We start from the raw sequence: 16,734 nt of genomic DNA, 5'->3' as shown, positions 1-16,734 counted from the left end.
GCCGTCCAATAACAAGGAAAGCCCATGCATGCCCTGACCGCCCTGAGCCGTTTCGTCAGCGCCAGCTTCCCGTTCTGGGTCCTGCTGTTCGCCATCCTCGCCTTCTTCCGGCCGGCCTGGTTCCTCCCGCTCACCGTCGCCATCGCGCCGCTGCTCGGCCTGGTGATGTTCGGCATGGGCCTGACGCTCAAGGGCGAAGACTTCCGCGAGGTCGCCCGGCACCCCATACGGGTGCTGATCGGCGTGCTGGCCCAGTTCGTCATCATGCCCGGCCTGGCCTGGTTGCTCTGTCGCCTGTTGCAGTTGCCGGCGGAGATCGCGGTGGGCGTGATCCTGGTCGGCTGCTGCCCCGGCGGCACCGCTTCCAACGTGATGACCTGGCTGTCCCGTGGCGATGTCGCCCTGTCGGTGGCGATCACCTCGGTGACCACCCTGCTCGCCCCGCTGGTCACGCCGGCGCTGGTCTGGCTGCTGGCCTCGGCCTGGCTGCCGGTGTCATTCGCGGCGATGTTCCTGTCGATCCTCCAGGTGGTGCTGGTGCCCATCGCCCTCGGCCTGCTGGCACAGCGCCTGCTCGGCGAGCGCACCCGGCAGGTGGCGGAGGTGCTGCCGCTGGTCTCGGTATTCAGCATCGTGGTGATCATCGCCGCGGTGGTGGCCGCCAGCCAGGCGCGGATCGCCGAGTCCGGCCTGCTGATCATGGCCGTGGTGATGCTGCACAACGGCTTCGGCCTGTCGCTCGGCTATCTCACCGGCAAGCTGACCGGCATGCCGCTGGCGCAGCGCAAGGCCCTGGCCATCGAAGTCGGCATGCAGAACTCGGGGCTCGGCGCGGCGCTGGCCAACGCCCATTTCTCGCCCCTGGCAGCGGTGCCCAGCGCGCTGTTCAGCGTCTGGCACAATCTCTCCGGTTCGCTGCTGGCCGCCCTGTTCCGGCGTATGGAAGATACGCCGCGTTGAACTGGGTCCCGGTCGGGAAGCCTTGTCCCGACCGATGAACCATGCAAAATACCGCACGCAGTGAGGACGACCTCACCACCCGCCTCCGGCCGGTGATCGAACGGGGACGGCCCCGCCACCCGTTGCCCTGGAGATCGCCATGTCCTGGATCATCCTGTTTTTCGCCGGCCTGTTCGAAGTGGGCTGGGCCGTTGGTCTGAAATACACCGAAGGCTTCAGCAAGCCGCTTCCCACGGTCCTCACGGCGCTCGCCATGCTGGTCAGCCTGGGCCTGCTCGGCCTGGCCATGAAGCACCTGCCGCTGGGCACCGCCTATGCCGTCTGGACCGGGGTCGGCGCGGTCGGCACGGTAATCGCCGGGATCGTCCTGTTCGGCGAATCCATGGCATTGCTGCGCCTGGCCAGCGTCGCGCTGATCGTCTGCGGACTGGTCGGCCTCAAGCTGAGCCATTAGACATCCATCGAATATGCTCCGAGGGGTATCGCTTTCCGCAGTTTTATCGCGTACTCTGCGACCACTGTGCTTGCTTGGGTCACAGTGAATCGTGACCTGGTGTGGTAGATCTCGGTCCGCTCATCGCCTCGGCTCCTCGTACTCTTTGCAACTCAGTACCTACCGGCTCGGATATTTCCGTCGCCGCAATCAACTTTGTTTCAGGAGTTACACCATGTCGAATCGTCAGAACGGCACCGTAAAATGGTTCAACGACGCCAAAGGCTTCGGCTTCATCACCCCGGAAAGCGGTAACGACCTGTTCGTTCACTTCCGTTCCATCCAGGGCACCGGCTTCAAGAGCCTGCAGGAAGGCCAGAAGGTTTCCTTCGTGGTCGTCAACGGCCAGAAAGGCCTGCAAGCCGACGAAGTACAAGTTATCTAACTTGTAGTTCGCCAAAAAAAGCCCCGGCATCGCCGGGGCTTTTTCGTTTCTGCGGATCGATCAACGAGCTTCGCCGCGCAAGCTCGTCACCCGCGCCTGCAGGTCGAGGCGCTCCACCGCCCCCGGCGCCACCGATTCGCCGGCCACCAGGCTTACCCGCGACCACAGGCGGCGGAAGAAGCCCTTGTTCGGGTCGCGGCTGAAGAAGCTGCCCCACAGGCCCTGCAGCGCCATGGGGATCACCGGAACCGGGGTTTCCTCGATGATCCGCTCGATCCCGGCGCGGAACTCATTCATCTCGCCGTCGGCGGTCAGCTTGCCCTCAGGGAAGATGCACACCAGCTCCCCGTCCCTCAGGTAGTCGGCGATGCGCTGGAAGGCTCGTTCGTAGATCCCTTCGTCCTCGTGGCGCGCCGCTATGGGCACCGCGCCGGCGGTGCGGAAGACGAAGTTGAGCACCGGCAGCGAGAAGATCCTGTAGTACATGACGAAGCGCACCGGCCGCCGGATCGAGCCGGCGATCAGCAGCGCGTCCACGTACGAGACGTGGTTGCACACCAGCACCGCCGCTCCCTCGTCCGGGATCGCCTCCAGATTCACATGCCGGACCCGGTACATGGTGTGGCTGAGCAGCCAGACCAGGAAGCGCATGGTGAATTCCGGGACGATCTTGAAGATGTACACGTTCACTGCGACGTTCATCAGCGACAGAGCGAGAAAAAGCTGCGGGATCGACAGCTTGGCGACGCTGAGGAAGAGGATCGAGACCAGCGCCGCGGCGACCATGAACAAGGCGTTGAGGATGTTGTTGGCGGCGATCACCCGGGCCCGCTTGTCTTCGTCGGTGCGCGCCTGGATCAGGGCGTACAGCGGTACGATGTAGAAGCCGCCGAAAATGCCGATGAACAGGATGTCGGCCAGCACCGCCCAGGTCTCATGGTGGCGCAGCACCGCCAGCCAGTCGTAGGGCGCCTCGCCTGGGGGAATGCCGCCGGCGTGCCACCAGAGGAGGATGCCGAAGACGGTCAGGCCGATCGAGCCGAACGGCACCAGGCCGATCTCCACCTTGCGACCGGAAAGCTTCTCGCACAGCATCGAGCCCAGCGCGATGCCCACCGAGAACACGGTGAGGATCAGGGTCACCACGCTTTCGTCGCCGTGCAGCCATTCCTTGGCGAAGGTCGGGATCTGCGTCAGGTAGACCGCGCCGAGGAACCAGAACCAGGAGTTGCCCACCAGCGAGCGCGAGACCGCCGGGCGCTGGCCGAGCCCCAGGCGGAGGATGCTCCAGGACTGGGCGAAGATGTTCCAGTCGAGCTTCAACCCCGGCAGCGCCGCCGCCGCTCGCGGAATGCCGCGGCTGGCCAGGTAGCCGCAGGCGGCCACCAGCACCACCGCGGTGGCCACCGCCGCCGCGTAATGCGCATGGGACATCAGCACGCCGGCGCCGATGGTGCCGGCCAGGATCGCCAGGAAGGTGCCCATCTCCACCAGCGCGTTGCCGCCGACCAGTTCGTCCTCGTGCAGGTGCTGGGGCAGGATCGAATACTTCACCGGGCCAAATAGCGCCGAGTGGGTGCCCATGGCGAACAGCGCGACGAACATCAGCGGCAGGCTGCCGAAGACGAAGCCGGCAGCGCCGACCAGCATGATGCCCACCTCGGCCAGCTTCAGCGCGCGCATCAGCGCGTCCTTGTTGTACTTCTCGCCGAACTGTCCGCCCAGTGCCGAGAACAGGAAGAACGGCAGGATGAACAGCAGCGCGCAGAGGTTGACCAGCAGACTGCGGTCGCCGCTGACGCTGAGGTGATAGAGGATGGCGAGGATCAGCGACTGCTTGAAGATGTTGTCGTTGAAGGCGCCGAGCAGCTGGGTGATGAAGAACGGCAGGAAACGCCGCTTGCCCAGCAGGGCGAATTGCGAATGTTGGGTCATCGTCCTTGTTACCTTGCGTGGCCGCCGAAAGGAAGCCCGTCATCGATTGGACTGCATGGACCGCGGATCAGGCCACAGCGTTCCGATGGAAATTCCGCGCCCATCATAGAACAGGCGTCCGCGTTGCCGCAGGACGCCTGTCGTCGGACGATGCGCCAAGTCGCATCCGAATATTCAGAAACCGACGCTGGCCTGCATGAACAGCGTTCGCGGCTGACCCACGTAGATTCCCGAATTGTTGTCGCTGGAGCGGGTGAAATACTGCTTGTCGAACAGGTTCTTCACCCCGAGGCCGAGCTTCAGGTTCGACGCCTGCGGGCCGAAGTCGTAGCCGACGCGGGCATTCCAGGTCACGTAGCCGGGAATGTCGCCGTACTGGCCGTCGGCGCTGGGCTCGGTGATGTAGTTGTGGGTGAAGTTGCCCTGGCTGTCGGTGCTCAGCCCTGGCGCGCGCTGCATGGACTGGGCGAAGGCGTCGAGGTTGTAGGTCCAGTGGTCGACCTCGTAGCGCACCCCGGCGGTGGCCACCTGGCGCGAGTAGAGCGGCAGGTCGCGCCCCTTGAAGGAGGGAATGTCGCCTTCGTAGGTGGCGCGGGTATAGGTGAGGCTGCCGTAGACCGACAGGCCGTCCAGGCGCGGATCGAGAGCGGCGAAGTCATAGTGGCCGGAAGTCTCGATGCCCTGGTGCTTGGTGGCGCCGAGGTTGGTCCAGCCGACGTCGTTGCTGACGTACTGCAGCTCGTCGTCGAAGTCGATGTAGAACAGCGTGATCTCGCCGCCCCAGCTGCCGTTGTCGTAGCGCGTGCCCAGTTCGTAGGTCTTGGCCTTCTCCGGCTCCAGGCCGGCGGCGGTATCGTTGCCGCTGCCGCCCTGGCCGAGCTGGAAATACTGCAGGCTGCCGAACGATTCGGAGTAGTTGGCGAACAGCTTCCACTCGTCGCTCAAGTGATACATCAGGCTCAGCGCCGGCAGCGGTTCGTTGTAGTCCTTGCTGCGCTTCTTCTCCTGCACCGGCTTGCCGTTCAGGCCGAGCACCGGGCGGTCGCGCCAGTCGCTGTCGATCTTCTCGAAGCGGATGCCGGGAGTGATGGTCCAGTTGCCGACATCGATCTTGTCGTCGATGTAGAAGGCGCTGGCCTCGGTACCGCCGGTACGGTCCTGGTAGGTATGGCCGTCCGAGCCGGGACGCACGGTCGGCACATTGTCGACCAGGGCCAGTTGGCTGGCGCGCTCGTTCATCGCTTCCTTCAGGTAGCGGTAGCCGATGCCGATCTCCTGGGTGGTCGGGCCGGCGAAGAAGATCCGCGAGACCCGCGGCTCCACCGCGAACACATGGTAGTCGCGCGGGTACGAGGTGATGGTCCTGAGGTTGCGCGCGGCGATGCTGCTGCCGCGGAAACTGTCGCTGTAGTAGGTGAGCACCTCGAACTGGGTGAGGTCGTCGACCTGGCGGGTGTACTTCAGCGAGAAGTCCTTGCGCCGACCACGGAAGTTGTCCCAGTCGCGCACCGACTGGAAGGGATCGTCGTCGTACTGCGCCTGGGTCAGGCCGCCCGGCATATCGGCGTAGGCGTCGTAGTAGTGGAAGTTGGCCGCCAACTGGTCGCTGTCGGTGAGCTGCCAATGAGTCTTGAGCAGCACGTCATCGATATCGTTGTCGTTGTTGCCGTCGCGGTAGTCGGCGCCCTTCACCCCGGAATACAGCAGCGCCACGCCCAGGCCGTTGTCGGCGGTCCCGCCGAGGAACGCCTGGTTGAGCTTCTTCCAGCCGCCGTGGCCGGCATGCTCGATGGTGGTGCCGATTTCGCCGGAGAACTTCTCCGGAATCGCCCGGGTCACGAAGTTGATCACCCCGCCGACGTTCTGCGGGCCGTAGCGCACCGAGCCGGCGCCGCGCACGACGTCGATGCTCTCCAGGTTGCCGATGGACAGCGGCATCATCGACAGCTGCGGCTGGCCGTAAGGCGCCACCGCCGCCGGCACGCCGTCGATCATCACCGTCGAGCGCGGCGACAGGCGTGAAGTCAGGCCACGCACCCCGACGTTCAGGGAGATGTCGCTGCCGCCGGTACCGTTGTTGTCCTGCACTTGCACGCCGGGCACCTTGCGCAGCACGTCGCGGACGTTCTGCGCACCGCTCTCGAGCATTTCCCGACGACGCACCACGCTGCGCGCGCCGGGATGGTTCTGCACCACCGCCTGGTCGGCTTCGCCCAGCCAGTCGCCGACCACGGTGACCGTGCCCAGTTCCTTGGCTTCCTCTTCGGCCTGCGCCGCCTGCATGGACACACCCAGCGCGATGGCGACGGCCAGGCGCGACAACGAACTCACGGACGACATCGAGGCTCCCCCAGGGACGCAGGAAAAAGTGGGGCGCAAAATTACGGCAAATCGTAAAGAACGTAAATACAAATGATTTGCAAATGTGAGCTTGACTTATTCGTATGTCGTCAAGGACGAGCGCGCGCAGGCCGAGCGGTATTCACCCGGTGCCACCCCGTAGGCCTGCTTGAACTGGCGACCGAGGTGGCTCTGGTCGGCGAAGCCCAGCTCCAGGGCCACCTCCAGCGGCGCCCGGCCGCTCTTGAGCAGTGCCCTGGCCTGCTCCAGGCGGCGCTGCCTGAGCCAGGCGTGGGGCGGCATGCCGGTGGCGCGACGGAAGACCCGGGCAAAATGGAACGGGGACAGATTGACCGCCGCCGCCAGTTCCTCCAGCGAAGGCGGATCGAGCAACCGCGCCGCCAGCAGTTCGCGGGCGCGGGCCACCGCCAACGGCTCCTGCCCGGCCTTCGGCGCTTCTGGCAGGCGGGCGTGGCGACGGAACAGGGCGAGCATCGTCTCGCGCCAGCGGGTCTGGGTTTCCAGGCTGCCGGCATGCTCGGCCAGCAGGCGGTGCAAGTGGACGAAGGCGCGTGCCAGGGGCTGGTCGTGGATCACGCTGTCGGCGAAACGCGGCACGCCGCCATGATGGATTTCCAGCTCGTCGAGAATCCCGTCGATCTGCTCCATTTCCGGGTAGTAGCCGCGATAGAGCCAACCGGCATCATGGGCCTTGGAGCCGGTGTGCACTTCGTCGGGGTTGATCAGCACCATGCTGCCCAGCGGGGCCAGGTGCTCGCCGCCACGATGGCGGAAGCGCTGCGCGCCCTGCTCGATGATGACCAGGGCGAAGCTGCTGTGCACATGCGGCGCGAAGCGCTGCTCCACATAGCGCGCGTGCAGCAGTTCGACGCCGCCCAGTTCGGCGGCGCGCCAGAAATGCGTGTGTTCTCCGCTCGTCTCGTCCGGCACTGCCGTCTCCTCGTTCGCCCGTCCGGACGGGCCGCCCAGCATACCGCAGGAGCGACGGAACCGGCTTCAGCCGGTGAAGCTGGCTTCCAGCGCCGCCTTGACCTGCGGCCATTCGTGGTCGGTGATGCTGTAGACGAAGGTGTCGTCTAGCCGCCCGCCGGCCAGCCGCCGGTGGTTGCGCAGTACGCCCTCGCGCTGCGCGCCGAGTTTGTCGATGGCGCCCTGGGCGCGCAGGTTGCTCGCCGCCGTGCTGAGCTGCACGCGGACCATGCGCAGGTTGTCGAAGGCATGCTTGAGCATCAGGTACTTGATCATGCGGTTCAGGCCGCTGCCGTGCTGGGCCTGGTCGAGCCAGGTCCAGCCGATCTCGCAAGCCGGCAAGGCGGGAAGGAATTCGGCGAAGCGCGTGGTCCCGACCAGTTGCACGCCGAGGCGGACGGCGAGCGGCAACGCCCTGCCCTCGCGCTGCTCGGCGAGGCTCTGGCGGTACCAGTCCGGCCGCGTCGGTCCATCCATGTACTGCAGCGCCTCGCGGTTGGCTTCGGCGAGGCTCACCAGCTCGGGAATGTCCGCTTCCACCAGCGGCTCGAGACGCAAGGCTCCGCGCTGCAGGGTGATCGGTAGCGGCTTGAACATGGGCGCCCTCCTCGACATCGACGCAAAACTCCGCTCCCATCAGAGCGTAGCGGCCGCGTTTAGTGCCGCAGCCGAAACCGGCTACGATGAACGGACAGCCGGCCGCCGGGGCCGTCCGCGCTCACGCAGCCCGGCACGCTACCAACTCCGCGCGTCCGGCTCAAGCATGCGTGCGACCTTGGTCGCAGGCGGCCTGACGCGCGGGCCGACAAGTGCGAAACTGGCGCGAAAGCAAGACCCCCGCCTCACGCCAGCTTCACGCGGGGACATCATCGGAGTTCGCATGTCGCTGTCCATCGGGCTGATCGCCGTGGTCGCCCTGGTCTACATGGCCATCCTGTTCGCCATCGCCTTCTATGGCGACCGTCGCCGCACCCCGCTCTCACCCCGCCTGCGCGCCTGGGTCTACAGCCTCTCCCTGGCAGTGTACTGCACCAGTTGGACCTTCTTCGGCGCGGTCGGCCAGGCCACCGACCAGCTCTGGTCGTTCCTGCCGATCTACCTCGGACCGGTGTTGCTGATGCTGTTCGCGCCCTGGGTGCTGCAGAAGATGATCATGATCAGCAAGCAGGAGAACATCACCTCCATCGCCGACTTCATCGCCGCCCGCTACGGCAAGTCGCAGGCGCTGGCGGTGGTGGTGGCGCTGATCTGCATGGTCGGCGTGCTGCCCTACATCGCCCTGCAACTGAAAGGCATCGTCCTCGGGGTGAATCTGCTGATCGGCTCCGGCGCCGACTCCACCGGTACCCGCGCCCAGGACACGGCGCTGATCGTGTCGCTGGTGCTGGCGCTGTTCACCATCGTCTTCGGTACCCGCAGCCTGGATGTCACCGAACACCACCGCGGCATGGTCCTGGCCATCGCCTTCGAGTCGCTGGTCAAGCTCACCGCCTTCCTCGCCGTGGGCATCTTCGTCACCTTCGGCCTCTACGACGGCTTCGCCGATCTCTTCTCCCAGGCCCGCGCCGCGCCGCAGTTGGCCGACTACTGGGAAGAGACCGTGCACTGGCCGGCGATGCTGCTGCAGACCGGCGTGGCGATGACCGCGATCATGTGCCTGCCGCGGCAATTCCACGTCACCGTGGTGGAGAACATCGAGCCACGCGACCTCAACCTGGCGCGCTGGGTGTTCCCCATCTACCTGGTGCTGGCCGCGTTGTTCGTGGTGCCGATCGCCCTCGCCGGCCAGTTGCACCTGCCCGCCGGGGTAATGCCGGACTCCTTCGTCATCAGCCTGCCGCTGGCCGAGGCGCACCCGGCGCTGGCCCTGCTGGCGTTCATCGGCGGCGCCTCGGCCGCCACCGGAATGGTCATCGTCGCCAGCGTCGCGCTGTCGACCATGGTCTCCAACGACATGCTCCTGCCGTGGCTGCTGCGACGCCGGGAAAAGGACACCGAACGGCCCTTCGAGGCCTTCCGTCACTGGCTGCTGACCGTGCGCCGGGTGAGCATCGCGGTGATCCTGCTGCTCGCCTACGTGGCCTACCGCCTGCTCGGCTCCAGCGCCAGCCTGGCGACCATCGGCCAGATCGCCTTCGCCGCCATCGCCCAGCTCGGCCCGGCGATGATCGGCGCGCTGTACTGGAAACAGGCCAACCGCCGCGGGGTCTTCGCCGGCCTCGCCGCCGGCTCGCTGCTGTGGGCCTATACGCTGGTCCTGCCGGTGGTGGCCAAGGGCCTCGGCTGGCCGCTGGAGCGCATCCCCGGCCTGACCTGGCTGGCAAGCAATCCCTTCGGCCTGCCGATCGAGCCGCTGACCCAGGGCGTGCTGATCTCGCTGGTCGGCAACTTCGCCCTGTTCGGCCTGGTCTCGGTGCTCTCGCGCACCCGCGTGTCCGAGCACTGGCAGGCCAGCCGCTTCATCGGCCAGGAGATCTCCCAGCGGCAGAACTCGCGCTTCATGCTCGCGGTGCAGGTGGAAGACCTGCTGATGCTCGCCGCGCGTTTCGTCGGCGAGGAACGCGCGCGGCAAAGCTTCATCCGCTTCGCCTACCGCCAGGGCAAGGGTTTCACCCCGAACCAGACCGCCAACAACGAGTGGATCGCGCACACCGAGCGCCTGCTCGCCGGGGTCCTCGGCGCGTCCTCGGCGCGGGCGGTGGTGAAGGCCGCCATCGAGGGGCGCGAGATGCAGGTGGAGGACGTGGTGCGGATCGCCGACGAAGCCTCCGAGGTGCTGCAATTCAACCGCGCCCTGCTGCAGGGCGCGATCGAGAACATCACCCAGGGCATCAGCGTGGTCGACCAGTCGCTGCGCCTGGTGGCCTGGAACCACCGCTACCTGGAACTGTTCGAGTACCCGGACGGGCTGATCTACGTCGGCCGGCCGATCGCCGACATCATCCGCTACAACGCCGATCGCGGCCTGTGCGGGCCCGGCGATCCGGACATGCACGTGGCCAAGCGCCTGTACTGGATGCGCCAGGGCACTCCGCACACCTCCGAGCGGCTGTTCCCCAACGGCCGGGTCATCGAGCTGATCGGCAACCCGATGCCCGGCGGCGGCTTCGTCATGAGCTTCACCGATATCACCGCCTACCGCGAGGCCGAACAGGGCCTCAAGGGCGCCAACGAGTCGCTGGAACAGCGGGTCCAGGAGCGTACCCAGGAACTCTCGCAGTTGAACCAGGAACTCAGCGAGGCGAAGAGCAACGCCGAGGCCGCCAACCAGTCGAAGACCCGCTTCCTCGCCGCCGTCAGCCACGACCTGATGCAGCCGCTGAACGCCGCGCGGCTGTTCTCCGCCGCCCTCGCCCACCAGGACGCGCTGCCCGGAGAGGTCCGCGACCTGGTGCAGCACCTTGACTCGTCGCTGCGTTCCGCCGAGGACCTGATCACCGACCTGCTGGACATCTCGCGCCTGGAAAGCGGCCGGGTCAGCGCCGAACGCAACCCGTTCCCGCTGAACAACCTCTACGATGCCCTCGGCGTCGAGTTCAAGGCGCTGGCCCAGGAACAGGGCCTGCATTTCCGCCTGCGCGGCAGCCAGCTGCGGGTGGACAGCGACATCAAGCTGCTGCGGCGCATCCTGCAGAACTTCCTGACCAACGCCTTCCGCTACGCCAAGGGCCACGTGCTGCTCGGCGTGCGCCGCGAGGACGGCTGCCTGCGCCTGGAAGTCTGGGATCAGGGGCCGGGCATCCCACCGGACAAGCAGAAAGTCATCTTCGAAGAGTTCAAGCGCCTGGACAGCCACCAGACCCGCGCGGAGAAAGGCCTCGGTCTCGGCCTGGCGATCGCCGACCGGCTCTGCAAGGTCCTCGGCCATCCGCTGGAGGTACGTTCCTGGCCGGGCAAGGGCAGCGTCTTCAGCGTCCGCGTACCGCTGGCGCGGCAGGCGCCGCCGGCCCTGGCCAACGGCCACAAGACCGAACCGGCGCAGGCGCTGAACGGCGCCCAGGTGCTCTGCGTGGACAACGAGGACAGCATCCTCGCCGGCATGAACAGCCTGCTCAGCCGCTGGGGCTGCCAGGTCTGGACCGCGCGCAGCCGCGAGGAATGCGCCACGCTGCTGGACAGCGAGATGCGCCCGCAACTGGCGTTGATCGACTATCACCTGGACGACGGCGAGACCGGTACGCAATTGATGGCCTGGCTGCGCACGCGCCTGGGCGAGCCGGTGCCGGGCGTGGTGATCAGCGCCGACGCGCGGCCGGAACTGGTGGCGGAGATCCATGCTGCCGGCCTCGACTACCTGTCCAAGCCGGTCAAGCCGGCCGCGTTGCGGGCCCTGCTCAGCCGCCATCTGAGCCTGCGCTGAGCGGGCCTCAGTGACGGCGGATCAGCAGCGCACGGATCTGCTGCGCGGTCTCGCCGTCGACTTCCGCGAGCATCCGCACCTTGCCGGCTACCAGCGCCGCCAGCGGCGCTCCGTCTCGATAGAGCAGGCGGTTGCCGGTCACCGCCGGCACCCGTTCGCCGGGTAGCAGGCCGCCGACCAGGTTCAACGGATCGACTGCCGACACCACCAGCATCGCCCCATCCGGCGGCCGCTTGCGCACCTCGCGCAACAGGCCGACCGCTTCCGCCAAGGCGAACTGCTCGCCGGCCAGGCCGGCGATGAAGCGCCCGCCGCGAATCTCGCCGCGCGCTTCCAGGCGATGGTAGACGCGCAGCAGCTCGCGCCACGGCGGCAGCCAGTCGGCCTCGCGCTCCAGCAGGCGCCAGGCGACCACCCCATAGCGCCGCAGCAGGGTCCGGGCGACATGTTCGAGGACCTCCGCCGGCAAACGCTGCCCCGCCTCTTCCGCCTTCGCCCGGCGCAGCGGCGCCCAGCGCCCGGCGTCCTGCATGCCGCCCGGCAGGCCGCGCGAGCGGCGCTCCTGGCGGCTGCGCTTGTCCGCCGGCATCAGCAGGGTGCGCAGCCCGGCGAAGCTGTCGGCGTTGACCCGGCCGACCGAGACCAGCTCGCCGAGGGCGTTCTCCAGCTCGCTGCGCAGCAGGTGGGCGTCCTGGCTCAGTTCGTCGAAGAACGATGCACCCTGCTCGCGCAGCACCTCCAGTACCCTGGCCGCGCGCGGCGACAGTTCCGGCTCCGGCGCGTCGCGCTGCAGGACGCTCCAGAGCCCCAGCTCGCGGCGCGGCAGGAGCACGATCGGCGCGCTGCGCAGCGGACCGCCGGCGGCCTTGCTGCGTCCGGCCAGGCGCGCCCAGACGATGCGTCCGGAACGGCACAGCTGGTCCAGCCAATGGCTGGCGTAGTCGGCCACCCGCGCTGCCAGCAGTTCGCTTTCCCAGGCGGCCGCCGCGGCCTGGAAGCCTTCCAGCTGCTCGACCACCGTAGCCAGGGACTCCGCACCCCGGCCACGGGTGCCCGGCGCCAGGCGCTGCCAGTCGAACAGGAAACGCATGAAATCGGCGCGCTGCACCGGCTCGATTTCCCGGCGCAGGCGCTTCACCGTATAGCGATGGATGCGCGCCAGCAGATGGCGTTCGCACCACTCCTCTTCCGTCGCGCCAGGACTGAAGCGGCCACGCAACACATAGCCTTCCCGCTCCAGGGCGGCCAACGCGTACTGCTGGTCGGCCAGGCCGATGCCCAGGTCGGCCGCCAACTGCCCGGCCGTACGTGGCCCGAAGCCACCCAGGCGGGCGCGGGTCAGCTCCACGGTCGCCGCTTCCGCCGAGTCCGGCGGCGGATAGCCGCGAGGCGCCTGGAAAGCGTCGGGCACCTTCGCCGCGGGATGCACCAGGCGCATCGCCGGCAGGCGCTCCGCCGCCAGCCAGAGAATGCTGCCTGCGCAGTCCAGGCGTCCGGCGCGGCGTTGCTCCGACAGTTGCGCAAGCCATTCCCCCCAGCCCGGATTGGCCTCGGCCTCGCCCGAGGTGAGGTAGCCCAGGCTGTTCAGCGCCTCATGCATCTCGTCGGCGTTGCGCGCTTCCGGCCAGGCCTCGCCACGCACCGCCTCGATCGCCTCAAGGTCCAGGGCGCCGAGGTCGTCGGCGGACTCGGGATCGCTCCAGCGGCGATTCTGTACCGCCTGGGTACGCCGCTCCTCCAGCGGCGCATCGTCGAGATAGGCGTAGGGACGCGCGGTGAGTATCTCCGCCGCCAACGCCGAAGGCGCCGGCAGGTCGCGCGCCAGCAAGTCCACCGCGCCGCTCTCCATGTCGCGCAGCAGGGCCAGCCAGCCCTCGCAATCCATCGCCTCGTGCAGGCAGTCGTCGAGGGTCTGCGCCACCAGCGGGTGATCGGGCACCTCGCGCTCGCCGACGATATTCTCCAGGCACGCCACCTGGTCGGGGAACACGCTGGCCAGCAGATCCTCGCTCTTCATCCGCAGCAGTTGCGGCGGCACCTTGCGACCGCCGGCATAGCGCGGCAAACCGAGCGAGGTGGTCAGGTTCCAGCGCCAGCGCACGCCGAACAGCGGCGCGTCGAGCACGGCCTGTACCAACAGGTGCTCGGCGCTCGCCGAATGCAGGTAGCGCCAGACCTCGTCGAGGGGAAAGCTGTGGCTGGTGGACAGCGAGAGGATGATCGCGTCCTCGGTGGCCGCCGCCTGCAGCTCGAAGTTGAAGCTGCGGCAGAAACGCTTGCGCAGCGCCAGGCCCCAGGCGCGGTTGAGGCGGCTGCCGTGAGGACTGTGGATGATCAGTTGCATGCCGCCGGATTCGTCGAAGAAGCGTTCCATCACCAGCCGCCGGCTCCCGGGCAGGCCACCCAGGGCCTGACGGGCGCGGGCCAGGTACTCGACGATCTGCCGCGCGGCGCCATCGTCCAGCCCGAGGGTGGCGCCGAGCCAGGCGATGGCTGGCTCCAGCCGCTGCCCTTCCGGCAATGCCTGACCTTCGCCGAGCAGCTCGTCGAGGGTGTCGCGCAGGCGCGCCACGCTGGCCGACAGCTCGTCGCTGCGCCCCGGCGCCTCGCCCAGCCAGAACGGAATGTTCGGCGGCTGGCCCTGGGCGTCCTCGACCCGCACCCGTCCCGGCTCGATGCGGATGATCCGGTACGAGGTGTTGCCCAGTTGGAACACGTCGCCGGCCAGGCTCTCCACCGCGAAATCTTCGTTGACCGTCCCCACCAGCAGGCCCTGCGGCTCCAGCAGCACGCTGTAGTCGCCGGTATCGGGAATGGTCCCGCCCGAGGTCAGCGCGGTCAGCCGCGCGCCACGGCGGCCACGGAGCAGGCCGTTGAGCGCATCGCGATGGAGATAGGCGCCGCGCACGCCGAGGCGTGAGTGGTAGCCCTCGGCGAGCATCCGCAGGACTTCGTCGAAGCGCTCGCGCTCCAGCCCGGCGTAGGGCTCGGCGCGGATCACCAGGCGATAGAGGTCGTCCTCGCGCCATTCCTGGCAGGCCACTTCGGCGACGATCTGCTGCGCCAGCACGTCCAGCGGCTGGCGCGGCAGCACCAGGCTGTCCAGCTCGCCACGGCGCACGCTGTCGAGCAGCGCCGCGCATTCCACCAGGTCGTCGCGGGAGGTCGGGAACAACCGGCCCTTGGGGGTGCCGCCGACGCTGTGCCCGGAACGCCCGACCCGTTGCAGGAAGGCGGCGATGGAGCGCGGCGACGACAACTGGCAGACCAGCTCGACGTCGCCGATATCGATGCCCAGCTCCAGCGACGCGGTCGCCACCAGTACCTTCAATTGCCCGGCCTTGAGGCGCTGCTCGGCATCCAGGCGCAGCTCCTTGGCCAGGCTGCCGTGGTGGGCCGCCACCTGGCGGCTGCCGAGGCGTTCGGCGAGGAAGCGGGTGACCCGCTCGGCCATGCGCCGGGTGTTGACGAACACCAGGGTGGTGCGGTGCTCGCCGGCCAGGTGCGCCAGGCGGTCGTAGACCAGCTCCCAGGTGTCGTTGGACATCACCGCTTCCAGCGCCACCGGCGGTACCTCGATGCCCAGGTCGCGCGGGCGCGTATAGCCGATGTCGACGATCCGGCAGGCCGGATCGCGCGGATTGCCGCTGGCGCCAACGAGGAAGCGCGCGACCTTCTCGATCGGCTTCTGCGTGGCGGACAGCCCGATCCGCAGCAGCGGTCGCGGACACAGCGCCTGCAGGCGCTCCAGCGACAGCGCCAGGTGGCTGCCGCGCTTGCTGCCGGCCAGGGCATGGATCTCGTCGACGATCACGCTGCGCACCCCGGCGAGCATCTGCCGGCCCGACTCCGAGCCGAGCAGGATGTACAGCGATTCGGGCGTGGTGACCAGGATGTGCGGCGGGCACTTGCGCATCGCTCCGCGTTCGACCTGCGGCGTATCGCCGGTGCGCACCGCGCTACGGATATCGACGTCGGGCAGGCCGAGACGCGCCAGCTCCTCGCGGATGCCGGCCAGCGGTTGCTCCAGGTTGATGCGGATGTCGTTGGACAGCGCTTTCAGCGGCGAGACATAGACTACCTGGGTGGCATCCGCCAGTTGGCCGTCGGCGGCCAGCCCCTCCACCACCAGGGCATCGATGGCGGCGAGGAAGGCGGTCAGGGTCTTGCCCGAACCGGTGGGCGCGGCGACCAGGGTCGAAAGCCCCTCGCGGATCGCCGGCCAGGCCTCGACCTGGGCCGGCGTGGGCGCGGCGAAGTGGCGTTCGAACCACTGGCGGACGGCGGGATGGAACTCCGCCAGGGGCCGCGGAGCCGGCTCGGCGCGGCGGGCGGAAGAGGATGAAATAGGCATCATGCTCCGCACTATGGTGGCGCCGCGGGCGACTCACAAGCCCCGCCGATCGCCCGTCGGGCGCAGTTTCAGAGCCCGGCGACGAAACGGTCGAAGCGCTCGGCGTGCAGCGCTTCGCTGCCGTTCTCCTCGAGCAGCCGGCGAGCCTCGGCGGCCTTCGGCGTCTCGCCGCCGATCAGGCCGAGCAGGCGCTCGCCGCGCGGCGTGAGGACGAAGTTCTCGCCATTGCCGCCCTGCTCTTCCGGACGCGGCTCGATGAAACCGCCCTCCAGCAGGATCGCCTCGTAGTCGGCGGCCTTCTGCTTCAACGCATCCATGTCGCCGACCCGCTGCCCGGCCTGGGAGCGTTCCTCGGCCAGGCGTTCGGCATGGGCGCGCGGGGCGAAGTTCTCGTGGGCGGACTGCCGGACCTCCAGCAGCAACCGTTCGACCAGATCCCAATCGTGAGTCATGGCATACCTCCTGCGGCATAAGCGACGAGGGTCCTTCGCACCCTCTCTATGCGTGCGACCCGCAACCCGCCGCGAGGGTTCGAATCGGTCGCCGTCCGGCGTTGCGGCTGAACTTTGTCGGCTCGACCGGGCTCCACCGCTCAGGACCACCCCACAGGAGTACGCCATGAAACCGCTTTTCGCCCTCGCCAGCGCCTGCGCCCTGCTGGTCGCCACGCCGGTCTTCGCCTGTTCCGAAGCGGAGGCGGAAAAGATGGGCAAGGAAGTCGCCACCAAGGTCGCCTCGATCACCCAGAAGAACCCGCAACGGGCCAGGGAACTCAACGAGCAGTTGCGCCAGCGCCAGGAAGCCCGCTCGGAACAGAACCGGCCGAGCGATTGCGATGCCTACGCGCAGATGCTCAAGGAACTGGATCAGGAAAAAGGCGACGTGCAGCGCAACACTTCGCAGTGATCCGCCGGTTC

The 16,734-nt window shown here is 67.8% G+C and carries 11 protein-coding genes; 5 read left to right on the top strand and 6 right to left on the bottom strand.

From position 1 onward, the window contains the following. Positions 1-24 precede the first annotated feature (24 nt). From AC4OR5_RS14925 to AC4OR5_RS14915, 3 genes are all read left to right on the top strand, one after another. Positions 25-960, top strand: coding sequence for a bile acid:sodium symporter family protein (locus AC4OR5_RS14925; RefSeq protein WP_058160253.1), 936 nt, complete (start codon positions 25-27; stop codon positions 958-960). A 139-nt stretch (positions 961-1,099) separates the two neighbouring features. Further along, positions 1,100-1,414 (top strand): quaternary ammonium compound efflux SMR transporter SugE, encoded by a 315-nt coding sequence (gene sugE, locus AC4OR5_RS14920; RefSeq protein WP_003091603.1) that lies wholly within the window; start codon positions 1,100-1,102, stop codon positions 1,412-1,414. 214 nt (positions 1,415-1,628) lie between these two features. After that, on the top strand, positions 1,629-1,838 hold the full coding sequence (locus AC4OR5_RS14915; RefSeq protein ID WP_003091604.1) for a cold-shock protein: 210 nt from the start codon (positions 1,629-1,631) through the stop codon (positions 1,836-1,838). Positions 1,839-1,898: 60 nt separating this feature from the next. Here AC4OR5_RS14915 and AC4OR5_RS14910 read toward each other — a convergent pair whose 3' ends face one another. The 4 genes from AC4OR5_RS14910 to AC4OR5_RS14895 form a co-directional block, all read right to left on the bottom strand. Next, the gene (locus AC4OR5_RS14910; protein ID WP_003091605.1) at positions 1,899-3,773 is read right to left on the bottom strand and encodes an MFS transporter; all 1,875 of its coding nucleotides are present in this window, start codon (positions 3,771-3,773) and stop codon (positions 1,899-1,901) included. Between the two features lie 174 nt (positions 3,774-3,947). After that, positions 3,948-6,113 carry a TonB-dependent receptor family protein gene (locus AC4OR5_RS14905; protein ID WP_016253145.1) on the bottom strand — a complete coding sequence of 722 codons (2,166 nt, stop codon included), beginning with the start codon at positions 6,111-6,113 and terminating at the stop codon, positions 3,948-3,950. Positions 6,114-6,209: 96 nt separating this feature from the next. Beyond that, complete coding sequence (locus AC4OR5_RS14900) at positions 6,210-7,064, bottom strand: AraC family transcriptional regulator (protein ID WP_003091607.1); 855 nt, start codon at positions 7,062-7,064, stop codon at positions 6,210-6,212. Between the two features lie 66 nt (positions 7,065-7,130). After that, positions 7,131-7,718 carry a GNAT family N-acetyltransferase gene (locus AC4OR5_RS14895; RefSeq protein ID WP_003119682.1) on the bottom strand — a complete coding sequence of 196 codons (588 nt, stop codon included), beginning with the start codon at positions 7,716-7,718 and terminating at the stop codon, positions 7,131-7,133. A gap of 265 nt (positions 7,719-7,983) precedes the next feature. Between AC4OR5_RS14895 and AC4OR5_RS14890 the strand changes: the two genes are divergently transcribed. Beyond that, a complete protein-coding gene (locus tag AC4OR5_RS14890; RefSeq protein ID WP_031638922.1) occupies positions 7,984-11,463 on the top strand; it encodes a PAS domain-containing hybrid sensor histidine kinase/response regulator in 3,480 nt (1,159 codons plus the stop codon). Positions 11,464-11,470: 7 nt separating this feature from the next. Here the strand turns inward: AC4OR5_RS14890 and AC4OR5_RS14885 are convergent, their stop codons facing one another. Both AC4OR5_RS14885 and AC4OR5_RS14880 read right to left on the bottom strand, forming a co-directional pair. Further along, a complete protein-coding gene (locus AC4OR5_RS14885; protein WP_058160254.1) occupies positions 11,471-15,817 on the bottom strand; it encodes a DEAD/DEAH box helicase in 4,347 nt (1,448 codons plus the stop codon). 68 nt (positions 15,818-15,885) lie between these two features. Then, the gene (locus AC4OR5_RS14880; protein ID WP_003091614.1) at positions 15,886-16,269 is read right to left on the bottom strand and encodes a hypothetical protein; all 384 of its coding nucleotides are present in this window, start codon (positions 16,267-16,269) and stop codon (positions 15,886-15,888) included. 166 nt (positions 16,270-16,435) lie between these two features. Here AC4OR5_RS14880 and AC4OR5_RS14875 point away from each other — a divergent pair, with 166 nt between their 5' ends. Continuing rightward, on the top strand, positions 16,436-16,723 hold the full coding sequence (locus AC4OR5_RS14875) for a hypothetical protein (RefSeq protein ID WP_003091615.1): 288 nt from the start codon (positions 16,436-16,438) through the stop codon (positions 16,721-16,723). The last annotated feature ends 11 nt before the right edge of the window (positions 16,724-16,734 follow it).

The sequence above is a fragment of the Pseudomonas sp. YA1 genome, from assembly GCF_058680555.1.
This window is presented reverse-complemented; position numbering and strand designations above follow the sequence as displayed.

Excerpts from the sequence above, each read along its gene's own strand:
- AC4OR5_RS14875 (WP_003091615.1), top strand. The coding sequence starts at position 16,436 with ATGAAACCGCTTTTCGCCCTCGCCAGCGCCTGCGCCCTGCTGGTCGCC.
- sugE (WP_003091603.1), top strand. The coding sequence starts at position 1,100 with ATGTCCTGGATCATCCTGTTTTTCGCCGGCCTGTTCGAAGTGGGCTGG.
- AC4OR5_RS14890 (WP_031638922.1), top strand. The coding sequence starts at position 7,984 with ATGTCGCTGTCCATCGGGCTGATCGCCGTGGTCGCCCTGGTCTACATG.
- AC4OR5_RS14880 (WP_003091614.1), bottom strand. The coding sequence starts at position 16,269 with ATGACTCACGATTGGGATCTGGTCGAACGGTTGCTGCTGGAGGTCCGG.
- AC4OR5_RS14925 (WP_058160253.1), top strand. The coding sequence starts at position 25 with ATGCATGCCCTGACCGCCCTGAGCCGTTTCGTCAGCGCCAGCTTCCCG.
- AC4OR5_RS14895 (WP_003119682.1), bottom strand. The coding sequence starts at position 7,718 with ATGTCGAGGAGGGCGCCCATGTTCAAGCCGCTACCGATCACCCTGCAG.
- AC4OR5_RS14915 (WP_003091604.1), top strand. The coding sequence starts at position 1,629 with ATGTCGAATCGTCAGAACGGCACCGTAAAATGGTTCAACGACGCCAAA.
- AC4OR5_RS14910 (WP_003091605.1), bottom strand. The coding sequence starts at position 3,773 with ATGACCCAACATTCGCAATTCGCCCTGCTGGGCAAGCGGCGTTTCCTG.
- AC4OR5_RS14885 (WP_058160254.1), bottom strand. The coding sequence starts at position 15,817 with ATGCCTATTTCATCCTCTTCCGCCCGCCGCGCCGAGCCGGCTCCGCGG.
- AC4OR5_RS14905 (WP_016253145.1), bottom strand. The coding sequence starts at position 6,113 with ATGTCGTCCGTGAGTTCGTTGTCGCGCCTGGCCGTCGCCATCGCGCTG.